General features: G+C 33.0%; 21 protein-coding genes. 3 read left to right on the forward strand and 18 right to left on the reverse strand.

Annotated features, from left to right (window positions below; translation table 11 throughout):
- Window positions 1–92 precede the first annotated feature (92 nt).
- Entirely contained in the window at window positions 93–1,766 is a 1,674-nt protein-coding gene (locus SYNTR_RS08120) for a Na/Pi cotransporter family protein (RefSeq protein WP_243140164.1), read from the reverse strand.
- A gap of 310 nt (window positions 1,767–2,076) precedes the next feature.
- On the opposite strand from SYNTR_RS08120, the gene SYNTR_RS08125 reads away from it, so the two are divergent.
- The 3 genes from SYNTR_RS08125 to SYNTR_RS08135 all read left to right on the forward strand — a co-directional run bounded on the left by SYNTR_RS08125 (window position 2,077) and on the right by SYNTR_RS08135 (window position 4,507).
- Window positions 2,077–2,577: an RNA polymerase sigma factor gene (locus tag SYNTR_RS08125; RefSeq protein ID WP_156204043.1), complete on the forward strand. Its 501-nt coding sequence runs from the start codon at window positions 2,077–2,079 to the stop codon at window positions 2,575–2,577.
- Entirely contained in the window at window positions 2,567–3,898 is a 1,332-nt protein-coding gene (locus SYNTR_RS08130; RefSeq protein ID WP_156204736.1) for an anti-sigma factor C-terminal domain-containing protein, read from the forward strand. The genes SYNTR_RS08125 and SYNTR_RS08130 overlap by 11 nt, the downstream gene beginning before the upstream one ends.
- A gap of 87 nt (window positions 3,899–3,985) precedes the next feature.
- The gene (locus SYNTR_RS08135; RefSeq protein WP_156204044.1) at window positions 3,986–4,507 is read left to right on the forward strand and encodes a DUF6623 family protein; all 522 of its coding nucleotides are present in this window, start codon (window positions 3,986–3,988) and stop codon (window positions 4,505–4,507) included.
- 144 nt (window positions 4,508–4,651) lie between these two features.
- On the opposite strand, the gene SYNTR_RS08140 is transcribed toward SYNTR_RS08135, so the two are convergent.
- The 17 genes from SYNTR_RS08140 to cbiD all read right to left on the reverse strand — a co-directional run bounded on the left by SYNTR_RS08140 (window position 4,652) and on the right by cbiD (window position 18,959).
- A complete protein-coding gene (locus tag SYNTR_RS08140; RefSeq protein WP_156204045.1) occupies window positions 4,652–5,734 on the reverse strand; it encodes a DUF362 domain-containing protein in 1,083 nt (360 codons plus the stop codon).
- Between the two features lie 71 nt (window positions 5,735–5,805).
- Window positions 5,806–6,309: a nitroreductase family protein gene (locus SYNTR_RS08145; RefSeq protein ID WP_156204046.1), complete on the reverse strand. Its 504-nt coding sequence runs from the start codon at window positions 6,307–6,309 to the stop codon at window positions 5,806–5,808.
- 87 nt (window positions 6,310–6,396) lie between these two features.
- Window positions 6,397–6,744, reverse strand: a complete 348-nt coding sequence (locus SYNTR_RS08150) for a GlpM family protein (RefSeq protein WP_197079063.1) — start codon at window positions 6,742–6,744, stop codon at window positions 6,397–6,399.
- Between the two features lie 77 nt (window positions 6,745–6,821).
- Window positions 6,822–7,985 (reverse strand): iron-containing alcohol dehydrogenase, encoded by a 1,164-nt coding sequence (locus tag SYNTR_RS08155; protein WP_156204048.1) that lies wholly within the window; start codon window positions 7,983–7,985, stop codon window positions 6,822–6,824.
- 362 nt (window positions 7,986–8,347) lie between these two features.
- Window positions 8,348–9,487, reverse strand: coding sequence for a DUF362 domain-containing protein (locus SYNTR_RS08160; RefSeq protein WP_156204049.1), 1,140 nt, complete (start codon window positions 9,485–9,487; stop codon window positions 8,348–8,350).
- 46 nt (window positions 9,488–9,533) lie between these two features.
- Window positions 9,534–10,829, reverse strand: a complete 1,296-nt coding sequence (locus SYNTR_RS08165) for an acetyl-CoA hydrolase/transferase family protein (RefSeq protein WP_156204050.1) — start codon at window positions 10,827–10,829, stop codon at window positions 9,534–9,536.
- A 151-nt stretch (window positions 10,830–10,980) separates the two neighbouring features.
- On the reverse strand, window positions 10,981–11,541 hold the full coding sequence (gene cobU / locus SYNTR_RS08170; RefSeq protein WP_156204051.1) for a bifunctional adenosylcobinamide kinase/adenosylcobinamide-phosphate guanylyltransferase: 561 nt from the start codon (window positions 11,539–11,541) through the stop codon (window positions 10,981–10,983).
- Window positions 11,534–12,169 (reverse strand): precorrin-8X methylmutase, encoded by a 636-nt coding sequence (locus SYNTR_RS08175; RefSeq protein ID WP_156204052.1) that lies wholly within the window; start codon window positions 12,167–12,169, stop codon window positions 11,534–11,536. Before SYNTR_RS08175 ends, cobU begins: the two co-directional genes overlap by 8 nt.
- Before the next feature lie 29 nt (window positions 12,170–12,198).
- A complete protein-coding gene (locus SYNTR_RS08180; protein WP_197079064.1) occupies window positions 12,199–12,570 on the reverse strand; it encodes a sirohydrochlorin chelatase in 372 nt (123 codons plus the stop codon).
- Between the two features lie 42 nt (window positions 12,571–12,612).
- The gene (gene cobK / locus SYNTR_RS08185; RefSeq protein ID WP_156204054.1) at window positions 12,613–13,374 is read right to left on the reverse strand and encodes a precorrin-6A reductase; all 762 of its coding nucleotides are present in this window, start codon (window positions 13,372–13,374) and stop codon (window positions 12,613–12,615) included.
- Window positions 13,374–14,078, reverse strand: coding sequence for a precorrin-3B C(17)-methyltransferase (gene cobJ / locus SYNTR_RS08190; protein ID WP_243140165.1), 705 nt, complete (start codon window positions 14,076–14,078; stop codon window positions 13,374–13,376). The genes cobK and cobJ overlap by 1 nt, the downstream gene beginning before the upstream one ends.
- Window positions 14,042–15,103: a cobalt-precorrin 5A hydrolase gene (locus SYNTR_RS08195; protein ID WP_197079065.1), complete on the reverse strand. Its 1,062-nt coding sequence runs from the start codon at window positions 15,101–15,103 to the stop codon at window positions 14,042–14,044. Before SYNTR_RS08195 ends, cobJ begins: the two co-directional genes overlap by 37 nt.
- A 19-nt stretch (window positions 15,104–15,122) precedes the next feature.
- Window positions 15,123–15,869 carry a precorrin-4 C(11)-methyltransferase gene (cobM, locus tag SYNTR_RS08200; protein ID WP_156204057.1) on the reverse strand — a complete coding sequence of 249 codons (747 nt, stop codon included), beginning with the start codon at window positions 15,867–15,869 and terminating at the stop codon, window positions 15,123–15,125.
- Window positions 15,870–15,968: 99 nt separating this feature from the next.
- Window positions 15,969–16,673, reverse strand: a complete 705-nt coding sequence (gene cobI, locus SYNTR_RS08205) for a precorrin-2 C(20)-methyltransferase (protein WP_197079066.1) — start codon at window positions 16,671–16,673, stop codon at window positions 15,969–15,971.
- Window position 16,674: 1 nt separating this feature from the next.
- Window positions 16,675–17,265, reverse strand: a complete 591-nt coding sequence (cbiT, locus tag SYNTR_RS08210) for a precorrin-6Y C5,15-methyltransferase (decarboxylating) subunit CbiT (protein WP_156204059.1) — start codon at window positions 17,263–17,265, stop codon at window positions 16,675–16,677.
- On the reverse strand, window positions 17,258–17,887 hold the full coding sequence (cbiE, locus tag SYNTR_RS08215) for a precorrin-6y C5,15-methyltransferase (decarboxylating) subunit CbiE (RefSeq protein WP_197079067.1): 630 nt from the start codon (window positions 17,885–17,887) through the stop codon (window positions 17,258–17,260). The genes cbiT and cbiE overlap by 8 nt, the downstream gene beginning before the upstream one ends.
- Entirely contained in the window at window positions 17,880–18,959 is a 1,080-nt protein-coding gene (gene cbiD, locus SYNTR_RS08220; protein ID WP_156204061.1) for a cobalt-precorrin-5B (C(1))-methyltransferase CbiD, read from the reverse strand. The genes cbiE and cbiD overlap by 8 nt, the downstream gene beginning before the upstream one ends.
- Window positions 18,960–18,975 lie beyond the last annotated feature (16 nt).

Here is an 18,975-nt window from a genome sequence, read left to right on the forward strand (position 1 = left end):
TCTTTATATAAATAAATATCGAAATATACCAGAAAATACTTAAATATTTTGTCTTTATCTAATACTTTTGTTCGTTTATTTGATTAATAAATTTAAGCCTCCCCCATAATATATTGAGTAATGTTTTTACAATGATCAGTAATTCTTTCTAAGTTACCTAATATATCTAAGAAAACTGCACCATTATTTCCATTACATATTCCTTCATTCAGTCTTCTTATGTGATTTTTTCTATAGTCTATTTGCATTTTGTCCATAATTTGCTCATTTTGATTAACACGCCTTGCCATAGCTTTATCGCGTCTTTCAAGAGCTATTAAAGTTAAATTTAAGGTTTCATTAGTAAGCTCTATCATAGTGTTTAATTCTTCCTTGGCTTCACCCGAAAACTCAACATTGTGTTTAGTTGCATAATCCGACTGATTAATAATGTTTTCACATAGATCAGCAATACGCTCAATATGATTAAGTGACTGTAATATTACATAAGCATAATTTGAATCTTCTCTTGATAAAGGCTTTTGAGATGCTAATACAACATAATCAGTAATATCTCGTTCTAAAGCATCAACAATATCTTCTAATTCCATACCTTTAACTACTAATGCCTTATTTCTCGTTTTTAAATAATCAATTGCATTTGTAAAGGCTTCTCTTGCAAGTTTGCCCATACGAACTGTTTCACGTGTAGCCTGAGCCAATGCAACTGCAGGATTGTTCAAGAATCGTTTATCAATAAATTTAGTTTTGTATTCATATGCTTCTTCTTCTTCTTTACCTGGGATAACTTTAGTAACTATTAAAGCTAAAATAGTTACAAGTGGTAGATGGATTAACATATTACTAAGATTAAAAACTGCATGGGTCTGAGCTATCTGTAATTTTATGTTAAGTGTTTCCCATACACCAACCGAATCTGGTAAAATGGCAAAAAAGTAGTTGGTAAATAATACCACCATTTTTTCAAATATCCCTAAAGCAAATAATGGAAGGAAAATTAAGGTTCCTGTTAAATTAAATAAAAAGTGGGTTACTGCTGCTCTTCTCGCTGCAACACTTGCACCAATAGCTGCTAATAAAGCAGTAATAGTAGTACCTATATTGTCTCCAAATAAGATAGGTATTGCTTGTTGATAGGTTACAGCACCTTGGTAAGCTAATTCTTGCAGAACCCCTATTGTAGCACTACTACTCTGGACTACAAATGTAAAAACCATTCCTATGAAAACACCTATAAGAGAATTGTTATCTATACTCATCATAAGGTTAGTAAATATTTCCCAGTCTTTAAGTGGACTCATACCATCTCCCATAATTGTTAGACCAAAAAAGATTAAACCAAAACCAAAAATAGCTTGTCCAATTAACTGAGCTCTTTTTTGCTTTGCAAATAGAAATGTTAAAACCCCAATTGAAATTATAGGCAATGCATACTCTTTTAAATCCAAACCAATTAAATAAGCGGTTAATGTAGTACCAATATTAGCCCCCATTATTACACCTATTGCCTGTCTTAGGGTTAGTAACTGTGCATTAACTAGACCAACAGTAAGAACAATAGTAGCACTACTACTCTGAATTAAAGCAGTTACAATAGCTCCAGTTATCACTCCTCTAATAGGACTTTTAGTACCTTGCTCTAAAATACTGCGCATTCTATCCCCGGCAACAGATTGCAAAGCTTCAGACATAAATCTTAAACCAAATAAAAATAGCCCTAAACCACCAACAAAAGCGAACAAAACGTCGCGTATTGAGATATCCATTACTACCTCCTAAAAAATCAACCTTCTATAACTTTAAAACCATCTCTATCTTAAAATAAATAATCATCCAATTTATAATTTTATATTAAATTTTTGTTTTTGTGACATGTTAATTATTTAATTTACAAAATATTAATAATTATTAAGAAAAATTAGAAACAAGTAACTTTTTAAAGACTAAATCACCAGTTTTTTCTTTACCCTTACTTTCCCTTAATTGTAGTAACATTATAATTATATAAATTATTTTTTTTTTTGGTTATGTAACTTTTTTACTTTTAAAACGTTATTTTAGTAAAGGAGGGCGGAAATGAAAGCAGGTTCATTAGAAGATGTTTATCGACACCATATGAATGAAATATATCGTTACCTGTTGCAACTTTCTAGCCACCCTCAAATTGCAGAAGATTTAGTACAAGACACCTTTATAAAGGCATACGAATTTTTAGAGTCTTATCAAGGTGAAAAAGTTAGGCCATGGCTTTTTAGAGTAGCTCATAACGCGTATATTGACTGGTATCGAAAAGAAAAAAGGCAAGTACAAACAGACCCACAAGTTTTAGCAAAATTAAATAAAGATTTTGACTTAGGACCTGAAGAACATTACTTAAAGCAAGAACAGATTAATAAGTGGTTTGAAGTTATAAATAGCTTACCCGAAAAAAGCCGACAAGTTATATTGTTGCGTGACTACTATGACTTTACGTATGAGGATATCTCTAAAATACTAAATATTAATATTTCTAATGTAAAAACAACCTTATTTAGAGCAAGGCAAAAAGTAAGAGAGGTGATGAAAGATGAATTGTAAAGAATTTGAGCAGTTAAAGAATAACTATCTTAATGGTAAATTAACCGCAGAAGAGGAAAAGACAATAGAAGAACACTTAGAAATATGTACTAATTGTCAGGAATCATTAAATAAGTCACTAGAAGATGACAAAATACAAATACCTAAGATTGATACCCATAATTCTGAAAACATTTTAGATGAAAAAAAACAAAAAAAGATTTTACGTAGGGCAAAATATAAAAACCGCTTTAGTATAACTGTATTTTTACTCCTGCTTTTTATTCTATTCAATATCGCAGGAAGCTTTTTATCTAGCTTCTACTTTAATGTGGGTGGAGAACAAGGCAGATTATTTAAAGCACAGCAAACAGCAGCTTTATTAACTGAGTTTACTTTTCCAAATGTGAATATGCCACTTACTTTTAGACCAATGAATATACACTTTTCTAGAGCAGGCTTCGGACATAGTAGTGTGGAGATAAAGCCCTATTTTGTTGCCCAAGGTGAATACGCTTTAGAGAAAAGAATTGGTAAGAAAACTTATATTATCGGACACTTAAATATAAATCAATTATTATCAGGTATTGCTACTGAGTGGAATTGGAAAGATGATTCATATCAAAATTACTTGCATTTTTATCATCCAAGCCAAATTACAAGCCAAAATAATTCACAGCTTGATAACTTAAAACTTAGTAACACTAAACAAGTTGTTTATGATTCAGATGAGATATGGAATGCACTTGATATCTTACCTGAAGGTACTGTAGCCGAAATGTCAGTTTCATTTTTACAAACCTATACTATTGAAGAGGTTAAAATGCTACTAGAAGATTATGATTTGGATATAACCTGGTATGCAATATCAACTGGAATTGAAAGTCAAAGTAGATACAAAGACCACCCAGAACCATTAACTGCATTCCGTGGAGCTTGGGGTATGCCAGATTACTCTAGAAATATGATGATTATCGGTGGAGAGAAAAAAATAGTTTCTCAAACAAATCATATAGGAGGTGTAGAAGAAGTAGTTGAAACTAAGCCTCTTACATTAAATGATGAATTTAGAGAAGAGTATTTCCTTAGTTCTTTAGAAACTTTAATTGAAAATGAAGATTTAGCCAAGAAAATATACCGAGGCAATCCTAATGATCTTAGGTTAACTGAAAAATATGATTATGTAAAAGAAAACGGTATTGAAGTATATGGTGTGGTGGTAACTGGTCCAACCAAGGAACTTTTAAAATTACGTGATTTAGATACCGTGCATTCCCCTGCCTTAGGTGAAGTTGAACTGTGGAACTGGTTTAATCGCGGTTTTGAAGGGAATTTATATTAGTGCTATTATTTAAACTCCTATAAACAGTAACATTATTAATAAAATTATCATATTAATAATAAAAACACCAGAAAAGGAGTTAAACGTATGAAAACTACATCCTTATGGATTCATGGGCATAGTTTAGAAGTTAAGTATCCTGAAAGGCTTTTAAGTATACAACGAACTAACGCTTATGCTTTGATTGAGGGTCAGCCTGGAACAACAAATTGGTTTCAATTTGCGATACCAAGTCCAGTTATTATGGATAATAAACAATTAAAAATAGCAGCTGTATTTATTCGTTTCAAAACCCAATCAGAAAATGTTTATATTAAAGCAGTAAATCTTTATGATGGGGAAACACTTATTGAAAAATTTGACTTTCACCATACCCAACAGGATTTTGATACTATTCGTATTGATCCAGCATTAGTTGCCTTAAATTGGGGTTTAGGAGTTTCAGTAAATGTTGCATTCAATGAACAAGCAGATCCTGCAACAATAGCTTTTAGTGCGGCAGGATGTAATTTTATATCATTACCTGAACCAAAAATGGGAAAAAAATCTAAAGTTAAAGCTAGGAAAAAAACATCTGTAAAAAAACCTAAATTACAACGCAGAAGATAACCTTATAATTTATTGTCAGGAAGCTCATAGCCTTAAAAAGAGCTTCCTTTTTATTTTGCAAATCAAAAAGAATGTTTAATTGAATAATAAAGAGTAAATGCAAATAATAAAAAGATAATTATTGTTCTATTCAACACAATTTTCCTATTTTTTTATAAATTTTATTATATCCCTTGCTTTAGGGGGACATCCTTTAATATGATTACTAAAATTTTCTGTACATTTTCCCACACCTAAACCTTCACATTGACTATCCTTAAATCCTTGACCAATATGTATTTTGCCTTCGAGTTTATTTAACAAACCTTGATTATGTAATCTATCTAAAGCATGAACAAGGCTACCATAGCATGCAGAACAGGCTTCTTTTTCTTCAATATGTTCAGTTAAATGTTTTATGCTTCTAGGTGGATCAATATTTCTTATTTTTTCATCTTTATTGTACTCAGTTATATTAGCATTATTAAGGTCACTAATACCAACACCTATTTCCTCAGCAATTTCTATATAAGGGACATCCTCTAACTCATACCCCATTATTTCAGCAACAAAAGAATCTACTAATACAGGATCCTTTCCTATGATAATACGATTCATCGTTACTGGTGTTCCACCTTCTTCATAGCACAAATCTCCCATTATGCCATCAACAATTACCAAGTCTGTTTCTATAACTTTATTTAAATATGCAATGGGTTTGTGTAAGCCTAAGGTATGGAATCTACGTTTTTCCCTATCCGGTATACACCCCTTTATGTTCTTTAAGGCACAGGTCATGTTGGTCTGACAATGTCCCTTTAAAACAGGGACATTAATCATATAATCTAATTTAAGCATTTTACTGCAAACATCAAAAGATATATCCCCTACTTCAAAAACATTACTACTATCTTTTTTAAGATCTACTAACTCCACTCCATATTTTTGCGCAATATCTTCATATCCACAAACTCTAAATGATCTTACTGTACTATCTCCTATCCATGAGCTTTCTAATATAATTATATTTTTAAATCCTTCTGACTGTAAGTATTCTATGGTCCCTGCAATTATTTCTGGAGAAGTTGTTGCTCCAGATGTTGCTGGTTTGGCCAATACTAAATTAGGCTTAATTCCAATTAAACTATCCTTAGGTATTTCATCTGCAACTTTTATATCATCAAGCAAATGCATTATCATTTTTTTTGGTTGGTCTCCGTATATAACATAAAGGTCATTGTTTTGCACCAAATCCCCCCTTTACTGGGACATCTATTGTTTGCTATAGCTTCAGTAAATTGATTTATAATCTATTAAAATCACCAAGTATTTATATGCACTCTGTTGGTATCATATCTATCAGATGGGCCTTTTTCTTCTGCTGGATAGCCTAAAGATACTAATGAAATTGGAACAGCATGTTCAGGCATATTAAATAGTTTTTGTAAGGCTTTTACTCTTTCCTTTCTTGGGTATACACCTAGCCATACTCCCCCTAATCCTTCTTTATGTGCAGCCAGTAATATATTTTGAGTTGCAGCTGCACAATCCTGTACCCAATAATCCACCTCATATTTGTTTGTACTTAAGTCAGCACATACTAATATAGCTACACTAGCTTCTGTTAACATTTTCGCATTTTGGTGATAATCAATTATTTTATTTAATTTTTCTTTATCTTTTATAACGATAAAGTGCCATGGCTGCCCATTCCCTGCTGAAGGAGCACTCATTGCCGCTTTTAGTAAGTAATTAATCTTTTCATCTGACACCGGTTGATCAGTATATTTTCTAATACTACGTCTAGTTAAAATGAAATCCATAATTACTACCTCCCATTATATGATTTATTATGCTTTTCAAGCATAAAGGTTATACAATAACTTTCCAATTAGCAAATATATATAAAATCAACGCAAAAACCTACTACCTAATAACGCTGCCGGTACTGCTATAGCACTCCACACTAATATTCCAGCAATAAGAGAATAAACAATAGGTAACCTATGAATTGTAAAATACAAAGCTAGTAAAAACCCTAAAACAGCTGGTAAGGCAAGCAGACTAAATTGTACTTGCTTTTGTAATATTTGAGGCTCAGATGTAAAGCTTAAAAAATAATATCCAACTACAGTAACTATAGGAAAAAGAACTGCTATTCCAGCTAAAAATTCATTCTTACTTTTACCCAAAAGACTTATTAAAACTATTACTACTCCTCCCGCAATAAATCTAAAAACCAACTCATTTAAGCTCAATAAACGCCCCTCCAATACTCTCTATATAAATTTAGGCCAAACAACTTTAAGCTGTTTGGCCTAAATAGATTTATCTATTATGCATAGGCTTTTTTGAGTATTTCTAATACATCACTAGTTTCTAGTTTTTTGAAATTACCTAAAGGACCATATTCAGTAGCTTTCTTAGCCATAGTTTCTAAAGACTCTTCCTTTACACCCTCTTCTTTAAGCGTAGTAGATAATCCTAAAGATTTAAAAAATTCCTGAGTGTTTCTAATACCCTCTCTAGCTACTTCATAATTATCTTGCCCAGATACACCCCAAACATTTCTAGCATAATCAGCTAGTTTTTCTACAGTACTATCATCTAATACATACTCCATCCAATATGGAGTTAAAATAGCTAACCCTAACCCATGGGTCATATCATAAATCGCACTTACTTCGTGTTCTATCATATGAGTAGCCCAATCAGTTCGTTTACCTGTACTCAATAAGCCATTTAAAGCTACAGTACTCGCCCACATTAAATTTGCTCTAGCCTCATAATTTTCAGGTTCTTTTAATGCTATGGGGCCATAGTGAATACATGTTTTTATCACTGCTTCACACATTCTATCCTGCAAATATGCATCATTATTAGCACTAAAGTATGTTTCAAAAATATGACTTATAATATCTACTACACCAGCAGCAGTTTGGTTAGCAGGGACTGTAAAGGTATATGTAGGATCAAGAATTGAAAACTTAGGCACTAACCTAGGACTACCTATTCCTTTCTTATCCATAGTGTCATCATTATTTATTACTGTATTACCGTTCATCTCTGAACCGGTTGCAGCTAAAGTTAAAATTACCCCTATGGGTAATGCATTAGTCACTCTAGCTTTGCGTATAAAAAAGTCCCATGGATCCCCATCATGGTAAAATCCACATGCAATTGCTTTAGCACAATCAATAGTGCTACCTCCACCAACAGCTAAAACCAAGTCTAAATTATTTTCTCTACAAAGCCTTATACCTTCTCTTACACTAGTTATGCGTGGATTAGCCTGAACACCGGGAAGCTCTTCATAGTGCACACCATTTTCTTTAAGAATTTGAGTAACCTCATCATAAAGTCCTGATCGTTTAATACTTCCTCCACCATAAACTAATAATATACGCTCAGAAAACTTCTTTACTTCCTTTCCTACTTTAGGAACTTGATCTTTACCGAATAAAATTTTAGCTGGATTTTGAAAAGTAAAATCTAGCATACATATTCCTCCTTCAACAATTTAGAATTTCTACTGTTTATGCTTTCCAAAATGGCTTTAATTTAACTATAATCCTTAATATTTATTGTAATGGAACTAAATACATATGAAAACATTCTTCTTCCATTTTTTATAACATTAGGCATAAAAAAAGCTTAACATCAGGTAATTCTACTTTACTCAGTTAAACTATCTTTATCTCCATTTTAGCTTAGCACTTATTATCTAAAATGATTTATTATTTATACTTAGCCGCGATCATTCACCACACCTTGCTACTTAAGGACTTAGGTAAACATGTTTGTTCAGCCTTAAGTTTGTTGTAGTTACTTTTTGCAGCAAAATCAAAATTGTTCTATTAATTATCTTCTCATAAACTTTGAAAAAACTTTACCCAATAAAGGCATTTTTAATTCTATTGCTCCTTCAGGACACAACTCTTGACAACAGTAACATCTGATACAGCGATCGTAATAATATAAAGGGGGTAAAGACTTTTCTTCCTCTTGCCAATCTACTGCTGAAGGTTTTACTGGACACATCTTTATACAAATTCCACATTTTATGCAGTTCTCATTTTTTATTTCTGGTCTAGAAATAACATGGTTTCTCAATCGACTTTGAGTTAAATTAAATGCTATGCTTTTATTTGCCTGATTAAAGTTGTTTTGTACAAATTCGTCTAAAGAATCACCCACAATATCAATTTCTTCAGCACGATATTTTCCTAATCCATGCCTTTCACCCCATATAAGCAAAGGATTTACTTCTGGACGTATTCCAATTAATCTACAAACACATGAATCTAAGGCCACAGGATCAGTAGAAAGCAAAATCACATTCATTGGGCGTGGAGTCCCACCCCTAGGACCATTACCTTCCATGGCCATAATTCCATCCATTATGTATAATCTCGGGTTTAATAGCATATTTAGATCTACTAACATTCGGGCAAACTCATTTACTTGAGGAAGCCTTACATGAAATTCACCCTTTAATAAACCAGGAATACAGCCAAACTGGTTCTTTATTGCTCCTGTCATTGCAGTTAGGCCATGAGTTTTGAGCTTAGAAATACTTACCAAACCATCGCTTTCTAAAACTCCATTAGCAATAGTGAATATCTTGTTTTGTTGTCCTTCTAAAAAAGAGCACTCCTTACCACTTTCAAAATCAGCTAATTTCATACCTAATTGATCTGCTACAGCTTTAATTCCTGTTTTTTTAGCTGCTTTTTCAGGACTTCCTAAAGCAGGTGAATCACCATAACTTAATTTCACACCACAGTCTTTGAGCACATTACCAACTGCTTGAAATACGTACGGATGAGTTGTTACACATTTTTCTGGAGGCTCAGGGGCTAACAGGTTTGGTTTTAATATAATTTTTTCTCCTTCTAAGAAAATTTTGTGACCACCTATTAAATCAAACCCTTTTTTAACAGCATTATTTACCTGCTCAACTTCATAATTATCACATCTAATGCAGGCAACCTTAACCAAAAATTTTTCCCCCTTTAAATAAATAAGGCTGTCTCAAGGACAACCTTTACCATATTAGTTTTCTCTTTGCTTCACTTCTTAAGTAGTCTCTAAAATTTGGGTGAGCAATATTAATTAACTCTTTAACCCTTTCCTGTACTGACCTACCCCTTAAACAGGCTACTCCATATTCAGTAACTATATAGTCTACATCTACCCTTGAGGTTGTAACTATAGTACCTTCCTCAAACAAAGGAACTATCCTAGAAATAGTGTCCTTTTTAGTTGATGAATGGAATGCCAATATTGACTTTCCTCCTAGTGATTCCTGCGAACCATTAGCAAACTCTTTATGTCCACCAGTTCCACTAAACTGCCGTGCTCCAACTGATTCAGCACAGCATTGACCGGTTAAATCCATTTGGAGAGCTGAATTAATTGAAACCATTTTGTTATTTTTAGCAATAACTCTAGGATCATTAACTACACTAGAACGATGAAATTCTACTAGCATATTATCATCTAAAAAGTCATATAAACGACGGCTCCCTAGTGCTAATCCAGTTATAATTTTGTCCTTCCATAAGGTTTTTCGCCTATTAGTTATAGCACCAGCCTCATATAGATCTAATATACAATCAGTTAACATCTCAGTATGAACACCCAAATCCTTTTTGTGACTAAGACTTAATGCTACTGCACCCGGAATACTACCTAAACCTATTTGAATAGTAGATCCATCTTCTATAAGGTCTGCAACATATGAACCAATTATATGGTCCTTTTCATCTATTTTCATTGCAGGTAATTCTGGTATGCTTCTATCAGTTTCTACTATATAATCAATCTCAGAAATATGAACATGTGTATCCCCAAAGGTTCTTGGAAGATTTGGATTTGTTTCTAGTATTACCAAATCGGAATTTTCTATAATATCTTTTTCCATTACCGTACTTAGTGATAAGGATACATAACCATGTTTATCCATTGGTGAAGCACAGCCTAAGAAAACATTTGGTTTTCTATAAGCCAAGCGTTTACTACTAAACTGATGCAATTGCATTGGAACATAAGAAACAGTACCTAAAGAGTGCGCCTCTCTGGGTCCATCAGTATAAAACCAGTTGTTTAATAAAAAGTGTCCTTTCATTTCAGGATTCATATAAAATTCATATTTACCCATTAAAAGGGCCGTTACAACTGATACATCCTCCACCCTGTCTTTGATAGTATGTAATTCACTTAAAAGTGCAACAGGTTCACAGGCTGCTAATCCACAAACAACTTCATGATGACTTTTAATCTCTTGTAAAGCCTCCTCAACAGAAACAACTTTTCTACGATATAACTCTTTATAATTCATGACTCACCTCATGCAATTAATTCCTAATTAGTATCGCATATCAATTAGTGTTATTTCAATATAAAAATAAGATATATTAACAGGAACACACGGGGAAGGTTCGACTATAAGATATAGTCAAACCTTCCCCGTGTATTCCCCATCATTTTGTTTATTTTAGTTTAAGAGAAAGACCACTTACTATAAAGTATGCATCATCTACTATATCAGCTAGGTGTTGATTAGTAATTCCATTTAAATCTCTAAATACTCTTGCTTCTTTACTTATAGGAACTACATCCATCCCTACTTCATCAGCTACAATAATAACAATACCTTTTATTTGTTTGAGAACCTTAAGAAATAAATTAAGTTGATTGTAAAAAAGGGTTTCTTTCTCTTTATTCCAATCAAATGATTCTATAGAGCCTATATGATACATTAGGTTTGTAACCCAAGTACCTATTCCATCAAGTAGGAATATTGCCTCTTCATCCTTTTTAGAATGGAAAACTTCATATAAGCTTAAGGGTTCTTCAATCGTTTTCCAACTACTTGGTCTTCTAGCTTTATGTTTTTCTATTCGATTTAAAAATTCTTCATCACATTGAATACCTGTAGCGATATAATACACAGGAATATTTAATTGATGAGCGTATTCAGCTGTCTTTTTTTCTGCTAAACTGCTCTTTCCACTACTGCTTCCTCCAATAAACATAATTGTTTCATGCATTATTGTTTCCTCCTAAACGCAGAATAGCGTTCATAACAGCAGCAGCTATAGGACTTCCACCCCTTGTCCCAGTAACGGTTATAAATGGTATATTATTCTGCTCTATTAACATTTCTTTTGATTCTTTTGCCCCTACGAAACCTACTGGAGTTCCAATAATTAAAGCTGGCTTGATTCCTTCCTCAGCCATTTGCAATACTTCAAATAATGCAGTAGGAGCATTACCAATAGCTATAATCGCTCCATTTAATTCTCCCGAATGACTTCTTATAGCTGCCGCAGCTCTACTGGTATTTAAATCTTTGGCAATCTGTTTAATATATTCATCAGCAATTGAACAAACTACCGAACCACCATATTTTTGTAGTTCATTTAATGAAATACCAGCCTTTAGCATATTAACATCAACAAAAATATTAGATTTGTTTTGTAAGGCTTCTATTCCTTCATTGATCGCATCTGGATGAAATACTATATTGTTAACTAGATCAGGATCTCCAGTAGCATGGACAATTCTTTTTATAATAGCTTTTTGATCTGGTGGAAATTCAGGAGCATTTTCTAATAGTTCATCAACTATCTCCATACTCTTCTTTTCTATTGCAAAAGGATTCCAAATTATTTCCATAAGTTCACCCACTTTAACATCTTTTGTATTTAGCTTCCTGCCGCTTCATCAATTCTTTCTTGAACAATATTTACTAAACTAGGATGAGGACCAATGTGTTTAGCTATAAGAAATTCTATATTTGGATACTTGTTTTTTAATTTTTCAATAACTTCAGGAATATCTTCTTTGATATGTATTCCTTCTACTAAGAAAACTGGCATCATAACTATTTTCTCTATACCTTTACTTACTAAAATATCAGCAGCTTCCTCCATGTCGGGTTTTGCATTTGATAAAAATGCAGTTTCATATACCTTGTCGTTGTTGTTCTTTTTAAAAAGTTCAGTAATCTGTCTTATTTCTTCATTAGCTTCTTTTCTCCGACTACCATGCCCTAATAAAATAATTCCTTCTTTCACAATTCTCTCCCCTTTCGGTGCTGTCACCTTCAAAATTCAATGTCAATATATGTTACTTAAGTACTTAATTACATCTTCATAGGAATTGTAGGCTATTGGATAATTTATGTTAGGTCTTGCTAAAATTAAATGAGGAGTTTTTAAGGCTTTAGCAGCAGCTATTTTAGTGTCTAAGCCGCCTTCTACTCCGCTTTCTTTACTAAGAATTAGATTTGCGTTTACATGTTTAAACATTTTCATATTATCTTCTATACTAAACGGTCCCTGTTTAGCAATTATTTGATTCTTGTTTAGGCCTAATTTTTCACATTGTTTTAATATTTGTGAATTGGGGATTACTCTTATAAATAATTTTGCATTTTTACTTTTAATTATAGGAATTAAAGCAGGTAAACTATTAGACCCTAAGGTGCTAAAAACAGTGAGTTCATTTAACAAATATGGTTTAATTTCTTCTAATGAATGTATCTTTTTTACTAAAGAACTCTCCTTAATATCAAATTGTTTTCTTTCTAGTCTAATATAAGGTAACTTTAGTTGTTTAGCTGTATTAATAGCATTTTGGCTTATTTCAGTTGCAAATGGATGAGTAGTATCTACAATAACTTTTATTTGTTTTTCTATAACCAGTTCACTTAAACCTTTTTTTCCTAATGGTCCATTTATTAGTCTATCTTCATGAACCTCACTTAGTATTTTAGCTCCATAATCACTATATAATGATGCAATATAAGGCCAACCACGTGCTTTTATTTCCAGTAAAATTTCTCGCCCTTCAGTTGTTCCGGCTAATACCAGAATCATTATTTATATCCTCTTGCTGTAACCATTTTGCCATTTATTATTCTGGTGTCTGAGTTTCCTATAATAACAGTTGTTAGCATATCTATTTCTTCTTGTAGCATTTTTCCTAATGTTGTTATAACTGCTTTTGTTTCACCTCTTTTTGCATTACGAACTATGCCTACTGGAGTCTTAGGATCTTTATATTTCAAAAGTATTTCACAAGCCCATTCTATTTGCTCCCTACGCCCTTGACTGCGTGGGTTATATAAAACTATTGCAAAATCACCCTGTCCTGCAGCATTTAAACGTTTATTAATTAACTCCCATGGAGTAAGTAAATCACTTAAGCTTACTACCGCAAAATCATTTATAAGAGGTGCTCCTAATATTGAAGCTGCTGCAGATGCTGCCGTAATACCAGGAATTATTTCTACTTCCAAATTGGGTGGAGTAAGCTCTAATAATAATCCAGCCATTCCGTAAATTCCTGGATCACCACTGCTTACAACCACAACGTTTTTACCTTCATTGGCTAATTCAATTGCTTTCTCGGCTCTTTTTTGTTCTTGTTTCATGCCAGAACTAACTACTTTTTTATTTTCAACTAAATTTTCAATAAGTTTAACATAACTTTTATAACCTACAACTGCATCCGCCATTTTTATAACTTCTATAGTCTTACCTGCTAAGAATTCTTGATCTCCGGGTCCCAATCCCACCACCAAGATTTTTCCATTGCTATACTTATAGTTACTTTCTCCATTTTTTGTTTGGGAACTACTATTATCCCCTGTCCGGCTGATATTTTGGCTGCTGGTTCGCACACTCCACCAACTCCTATTTCATTTTTAACCCTTTTTGAAGCTTCATAACTTCCATCTAAAAGTGCTATTTCTTCCTTAGAAACAGACATCAACGGCACGTTTAAGAAATTAGCAGCACTTCTTAGTCCTTGTTCTTCTGTTTTAAAGTCAATACTACTTAAAGCCTTTATACACTTTAAATCTAGATTAAAGTTGTAAAATACAGATTCAATAGCATCATGAATTTCTTCTGCCGAAAGTCCCTTACGGAATCCTATCCCTACTATTAAATTGCGAGGTTTAACTAAAAGTATTTCATCACTTTTAGATTCAAAAATATAAGGGCTTACTATTACTGCGGGTTCTTTTATTTTTTCGTTTTCGATTGACCAATTCTGCCAAGTAAAATCCTTCTTTAAGTTTTTTGCTATATCCCATGGACTATAAATATATACAGTTTCATCCTCAATTAGGTAACGAGAAAATTTCTTTATAAATGACATAGGTTCTATAAAGGCATCCATTTCTACACCTAAAACATCTAAGGCTGGCTTTTTATGCACATCAGATGAAGTTGTAATAATGGCTTGACCCCCTATTAATTTTGCTATTTCCTCTGCTAAGTGATTAGCCCCACCTATATGCCCTGATAGTAAACTTATAATATGTTCACCTTTTTCATCAATAACTAAAATAGCCGGATCTTTTTGCTTTGATTCTATAATTGGTGCTAAGTGTCTTACTACAATTCCACTAGCCATAATACAAATCAAAGCAGTACTAGACTTAAAAGCTTGACTAAAAGTTTCTTTAAATTCATGGAAAAATTTAGTACTATTATCTAATTCTCTATAAATAAGTTTCAATCTATTAGGTAGATATATATCTGCGTTTTCTAATTCTTGAGCAATTTGAAACCCTAGATTTGCTCCTTTTTCACTCAAGCACAATATCGTTATTTTGTTATTTACTTGCTCTGTATTCATGTTCAAAATCCTTACTGTATAGCTTTGATACACCAGTCTTCTCTAGAAATTCTCCTACCAAAATTAAAGCTGTTTTAGTTATTTGGTTTTCCTTAACCAGCTGTGCAATATTAGATAATGTTCCTTTAACTACTCTTTCATCCGGCCAAGATGCTTTTTCTACTACCGCTATTGGCGTATCTGGTTTATATTCTTGCAAGAGCTCTTCTACTACGTTATCTATCATACTAACTGAAAGAAATATGACCATTGATGCTTGATGCTCAGCTAATTTAGATAATTGTTCTTTTTCGGGTACCGGTGTTCGACCTTCTATACGTGTTATAATCACAGTTTGACTACCATCAGGTATAGTATATTGACGTTTTACACTTGCTGCAGCTGCTAAAAAAGAGCTTACTCCAGGGATATTCTCAAAAGGTATGTCTTTTTGGCTTAATATATTAGCCTGTTCACCAATAGCCCCATATAAGCTAGGATCACCAGTATGTAGGCGCACAACATATTTGCCCTCATTATTGGCTTTTTCCATTAAATCAATCATTTCTACAAGGTCCAATCCAGCACTATTAATTAGTTCAGCATCACTACGACAATACTTTAAAAGCTCTTCATTTATTAAGGAGCCAGTGTATATTACTAAGTCTGCAGCTTCCAAAGCATTTTTACCTTTTACCGTAATAAGTTCAGGATCTCCAGGACCTGCTCCTACAAAATAAATCATATAACCCTCCCCCATTATTAAAAATACGTCTTTATACAGAGACACAAGGGAAGAAACCGTCCTTCTTTGTTCCTTTCCTTGTGTCTCTATACCTGTTGGTCATTTTTTTACTAACAAACTTGTCAAGTAATCTAATTCCTTACCATTAAGTTCGTTTAAGTCCTCGGTGTAAAACCCATCTTCAAAACCAAATCTACTAGCTAAAGTAAGTCTAGCAGAGATTCCTTTTTGCTTTAGTATCTCATCAATTTCCCGATATTTTTTTCCTGCCTTTAAAAAAACTATATTATCAAAATTATCCAACTGAGTAGATATTTTTTCTCTATTTTGTACTGCTGGTACAATAGTTAAATTTTCTTGACCTTCAACTAATGGTTTATTTACCCATGCAGAAATAGCTTGATAAGAAGTAATACCAGGAATTATTTCTACTTTTAAATTAGGCATTAAAGCTACTAATGATTTATGTATATAACTAAAAGAGCTGTAAGTCCCAGGGTCTCCTAGGGTTATATACGCACAATCCCTTCCCTGATCTAATACCTCGCTTATTTTTTTGGCAGTTTCATCCCAACTTTCTTGTAAAATAACCAAGTCATTTGTCATTGGTACTAGAACCTCTATAATTTTCCAGTCCTTTTTCACTACTTTTGTAATAATTGAAAAAGCTATACTTCTTTTGTCCTCCCTAGATACAGGAATAAAAAGATAGTCAACTGCCTCTAAAATCCGTTTTGCCTTTAATGTTAGTAATTCAGGATCCCCAGGTCCAACACCTATAGCATAGAGCTTGCCCTTATCCAATTTAGCTTTCCTCCTTTTCAGCTGTAATAATGGTAACAGGGTTTCTAGCCTCCCAAATAAGTGCCTTTTTATCTGATGAAGTAATTGAAATGTTAACTGTTGCTGCCTGCCATTTATAACTCTTTTCTTGCCAAAATGAAACAGCCTGTGGCCCTGTATTCATAGTTACAGAATTTAATACTATTTGACCACCCGGTTTTAACTTTATATCACAAAGATTAAGTATGTCGATTAAGTTTCCTCCACTTCCCCCAATAAATATTCTATCTGCAGGAGGTAAATCTAATAGGGCATCTGGTGCACTACCCTGGATTGTATTTATGTCAACTCCAAATTTATTGCAGTTTTTTTCAATCGCTTTAATTCCATTAGGGTTCTTTTCTACTGCATAAACTTCTATTTTAGGATCAATTAATTTGCTTTCTATGGCAATAGAACCTGAACCTGAACCTATATCATATAAAACAGCTTCTGAAAAAAGCTGTAGTTTAGAAAGAACTAATACCCTTATTTCTTCCTTAGTTATAGGTACACCATCTAATTTTTCAAATAATTCATTACTAATGCCAGGAACTAATAAATGTTTATTCATTAAATATCACCATTACAGAATTGTTATAATCTGCCCTATCTTTCGTAAGTTCTTCTAAATTAGAATATATTATCTGTTCCTCTGGATAGGATAAATCTTTCCCTACTGCTACATCTAAGTTTGGCACTCCATGTTTTAATAAATGCTTAGAAATTTCAGTAACTGTCCATGGATTACCTGTTAATACAGCTGAAATTGGATTGCTTTTTATTTTTTGGACTAAATTTTCATCATTTCTACCATGCACACTAATCATCTGTGCATTTTCCCAAGATCGCTTTAAACGAGCAAACATAAGCTGTACAGAACTTATACCCGGAATTATTTCTAAGTATTTAGCTTCTATATAACTACTTAAGTAGTTAGCATAACTAAACAATCCAGTATCACCACTGACCATTACTACTACTTTTTTGTTGTTTTGATACTTATATATATTTTCAGTGATTTCTTTTAAATTTTTGTTTAAGAAAATTTGAATTTGTTGTGGTGTGGCAAGTTCATCTAATAGTCTTTTAGGTCCTACTAATACATCAGCATTCTTAATTTTTTCAAGTGCCATTGGAGTAATATACCTTATATCACCTGGACCTGTGCCCACTATTGTTACTTTGTTACTCAAATAAATCACTTCCTATATTTAAAGCCTCTTCATTAAAAGCAATTAAATCACTATTAATATTATATAAAATGGTACCTACCTTTAGTTGATCACCTGTTCTTTCTCGAATACGTTCACTTGCAGTATCAGCTATAGTACGAAACACATCTAACATTCCATGTTTTCCTAATATTTCCAAGGAAGCCTCAATAGTATTTAGCCTCATTATTTCCTTTATCAAAGATACAGGAGCTCCTTGCATTGCTAAGTGGGCAGCTAAAGTTTCTCTTCTGCCATCTGCAAGTCTGCTATCAGTTTGAAAAATACCTGCTGCTACTTTTATTAACTTCCCTACATGCCCCATTAGAATAACAGCTTCTATTTCTAAATCAACACAATGATCAATCATTTTCCCTATATAATTTCCAGTTTGTACGATTGCTTCTTGTGGTGCTCCCATTTCAATAGCCTTGTTATTACCTTTTCCTCCAGGTGTTAGGATTATGGTTTTATATCCCATTGCTTTTGCTTGTGTTATTTGAGGTAATAATGATTCAATATAAGCTTCATTAGACATTGGACGAACTATTCCTGATCTTCCTAAAATTGATATACCTCCCATAATTCCCAAGCGTTTATTCAGGGTTTTTTTAGCTATTTCTTCTCCAATAGGAGCAGAAATTATTATTTTAGCTCCTTTTCCCGGTGGTAAAAGTTCACCTACATTGTCTTTAATCATTTTTAGTGGTACCGGGGTAATAGCAGGTTGTCCTACTTCAACTGATAGACCAGGTTTAGTCACTACCCCTATTCCTTCTCCACCTTCAACTAATATTTCTTCGTGGGGAAGTAATAGCACATCAGCTAAAATACTTATCCCATTTGTAACATCCGGATCATCCCCAGCATCTTTTATAACTTCTGCACAAGCCCAATTATTTTCTAATTTGAAGCTTTGTACAGGAATTTCTAGTTTGCCACCATTAGGAAGATCAATTTCTATTTTATTTTTTTCTTCATTATTTAAAAGATAGTTAACCGCCGCTTTTGCCGCAGCCGAAGCACAACTTCCAGTAGTATATCCTAACCGCATATTACACCTCCGGTGC

Origin of the sequence: Candidatus Syntrophocurvum alkaliphilum (assembly GCF_009734445.1) — a bacterium.
Lineage (GTDB): Bacteria > Bacillota > Syntrophomonadia > Syntrophomonadales > Syntrophomonadaceae > Syntrophocurvum > Syntrophocurvum alkaliphilum.

What these genes read in the sequence shown, in the direction of transcription:
- cobU (WP_156204051.1), bottom strand. Translation starts at nt 11,541, where the DNA reads ATGCATGAAACAATTATGTTTATTGGAGGAAGCAGTAGTGGAAAGAGC.
- SYNTR_RS08175 (WP_156204052.1), bottom strand. Translation starts at nt 12,169, where the DNA reads ATGGAAATAATTTGGAATCCTTTTGCAATAGAAAAGAAGAGTATGGAG.
- SYNTR_RS08145 (WP_156204046.1), bottom strand. Translation starts at nt 6,309, where the DNA reads ATGGATTTCATTTTAACTAGACGTAGTATTAGAAAATATACTGATCAA.
- SYNTR_RS08135 (WP_156204044.1), top strand. Translation starts at nt 3,986, where the DNA reads ATGAAAACTACATCCTTATGGATTCATGGGCATAGTTTAGAAGTTAAG.
- SYNTR_RS08165 (WP_156204050.1), bottom strand. Translation starts at nt 10,829, where the DNA reads ATGAATTATAAAGAGTTATATCGTAGAAAAGTTGTTTCTGTTGAGGAG.
- cobM (WP_156204057.1), bottom strand. Translation starts at nt 15,869, where the DNA reads ATGATTTATTTTGTAGGAGCAGGTCCTGGAGATCCTGAACTTATTACG.
- SYNTR_RS08125 (WP_156204043.1), top strand. Translation starts at nt 2,077, where the DNA reads ATGAAAGCAGGTTCATTAGAAGATGTTTATCGACACCATATGAATGAA.
- SYNTR_RS08155 (WP_156204048.1), bottom strand. Translation starts at nt 7,985, where the DNA reads ATGCTAGATTTTACTTTTCAAAATCCAGCTAAAATTTTATTCGGTAAA.
- cbiT (WP_156204059.1), bottom strand. Translation starts at nt 17,265, where the DNA reads ATGAATAAACATTTATTAGTTCCTGGCATTAGTAATGAATTATTTGAA.
- SYNTR_RS08120 (WP_243140164.1), bottom strand. Translation starts at nt 1,766, where the DNA reads ATGGATATCTCAATACGCGACGTTTTGTTCGCTTTTGTTGGTGGTTTA.
- cobK (WP_156204054.1), bottom strand. Translation starts at nt 13,374, where the DNA reads ATGATTCTGGTATTAGCCGGAACAACTGAAGGGCGAGAAATTTTACTG.
- cbiD (WP_156204061.1), bottom strand. Translation starts at nt 18,959, where the DNA reads ATGCGGTTAGGATATACTACTGGAAGTTGTGCTTCGGCTGCGGCAAAA.
- SYNTR_RS08130 (WP_156204736.1), top strand. Translation starts at nt 2,567, where the DNA reads ATGAATTGTAAAGAATTTGAGCAGTTAAAGAATAACTATCTTAATGGT.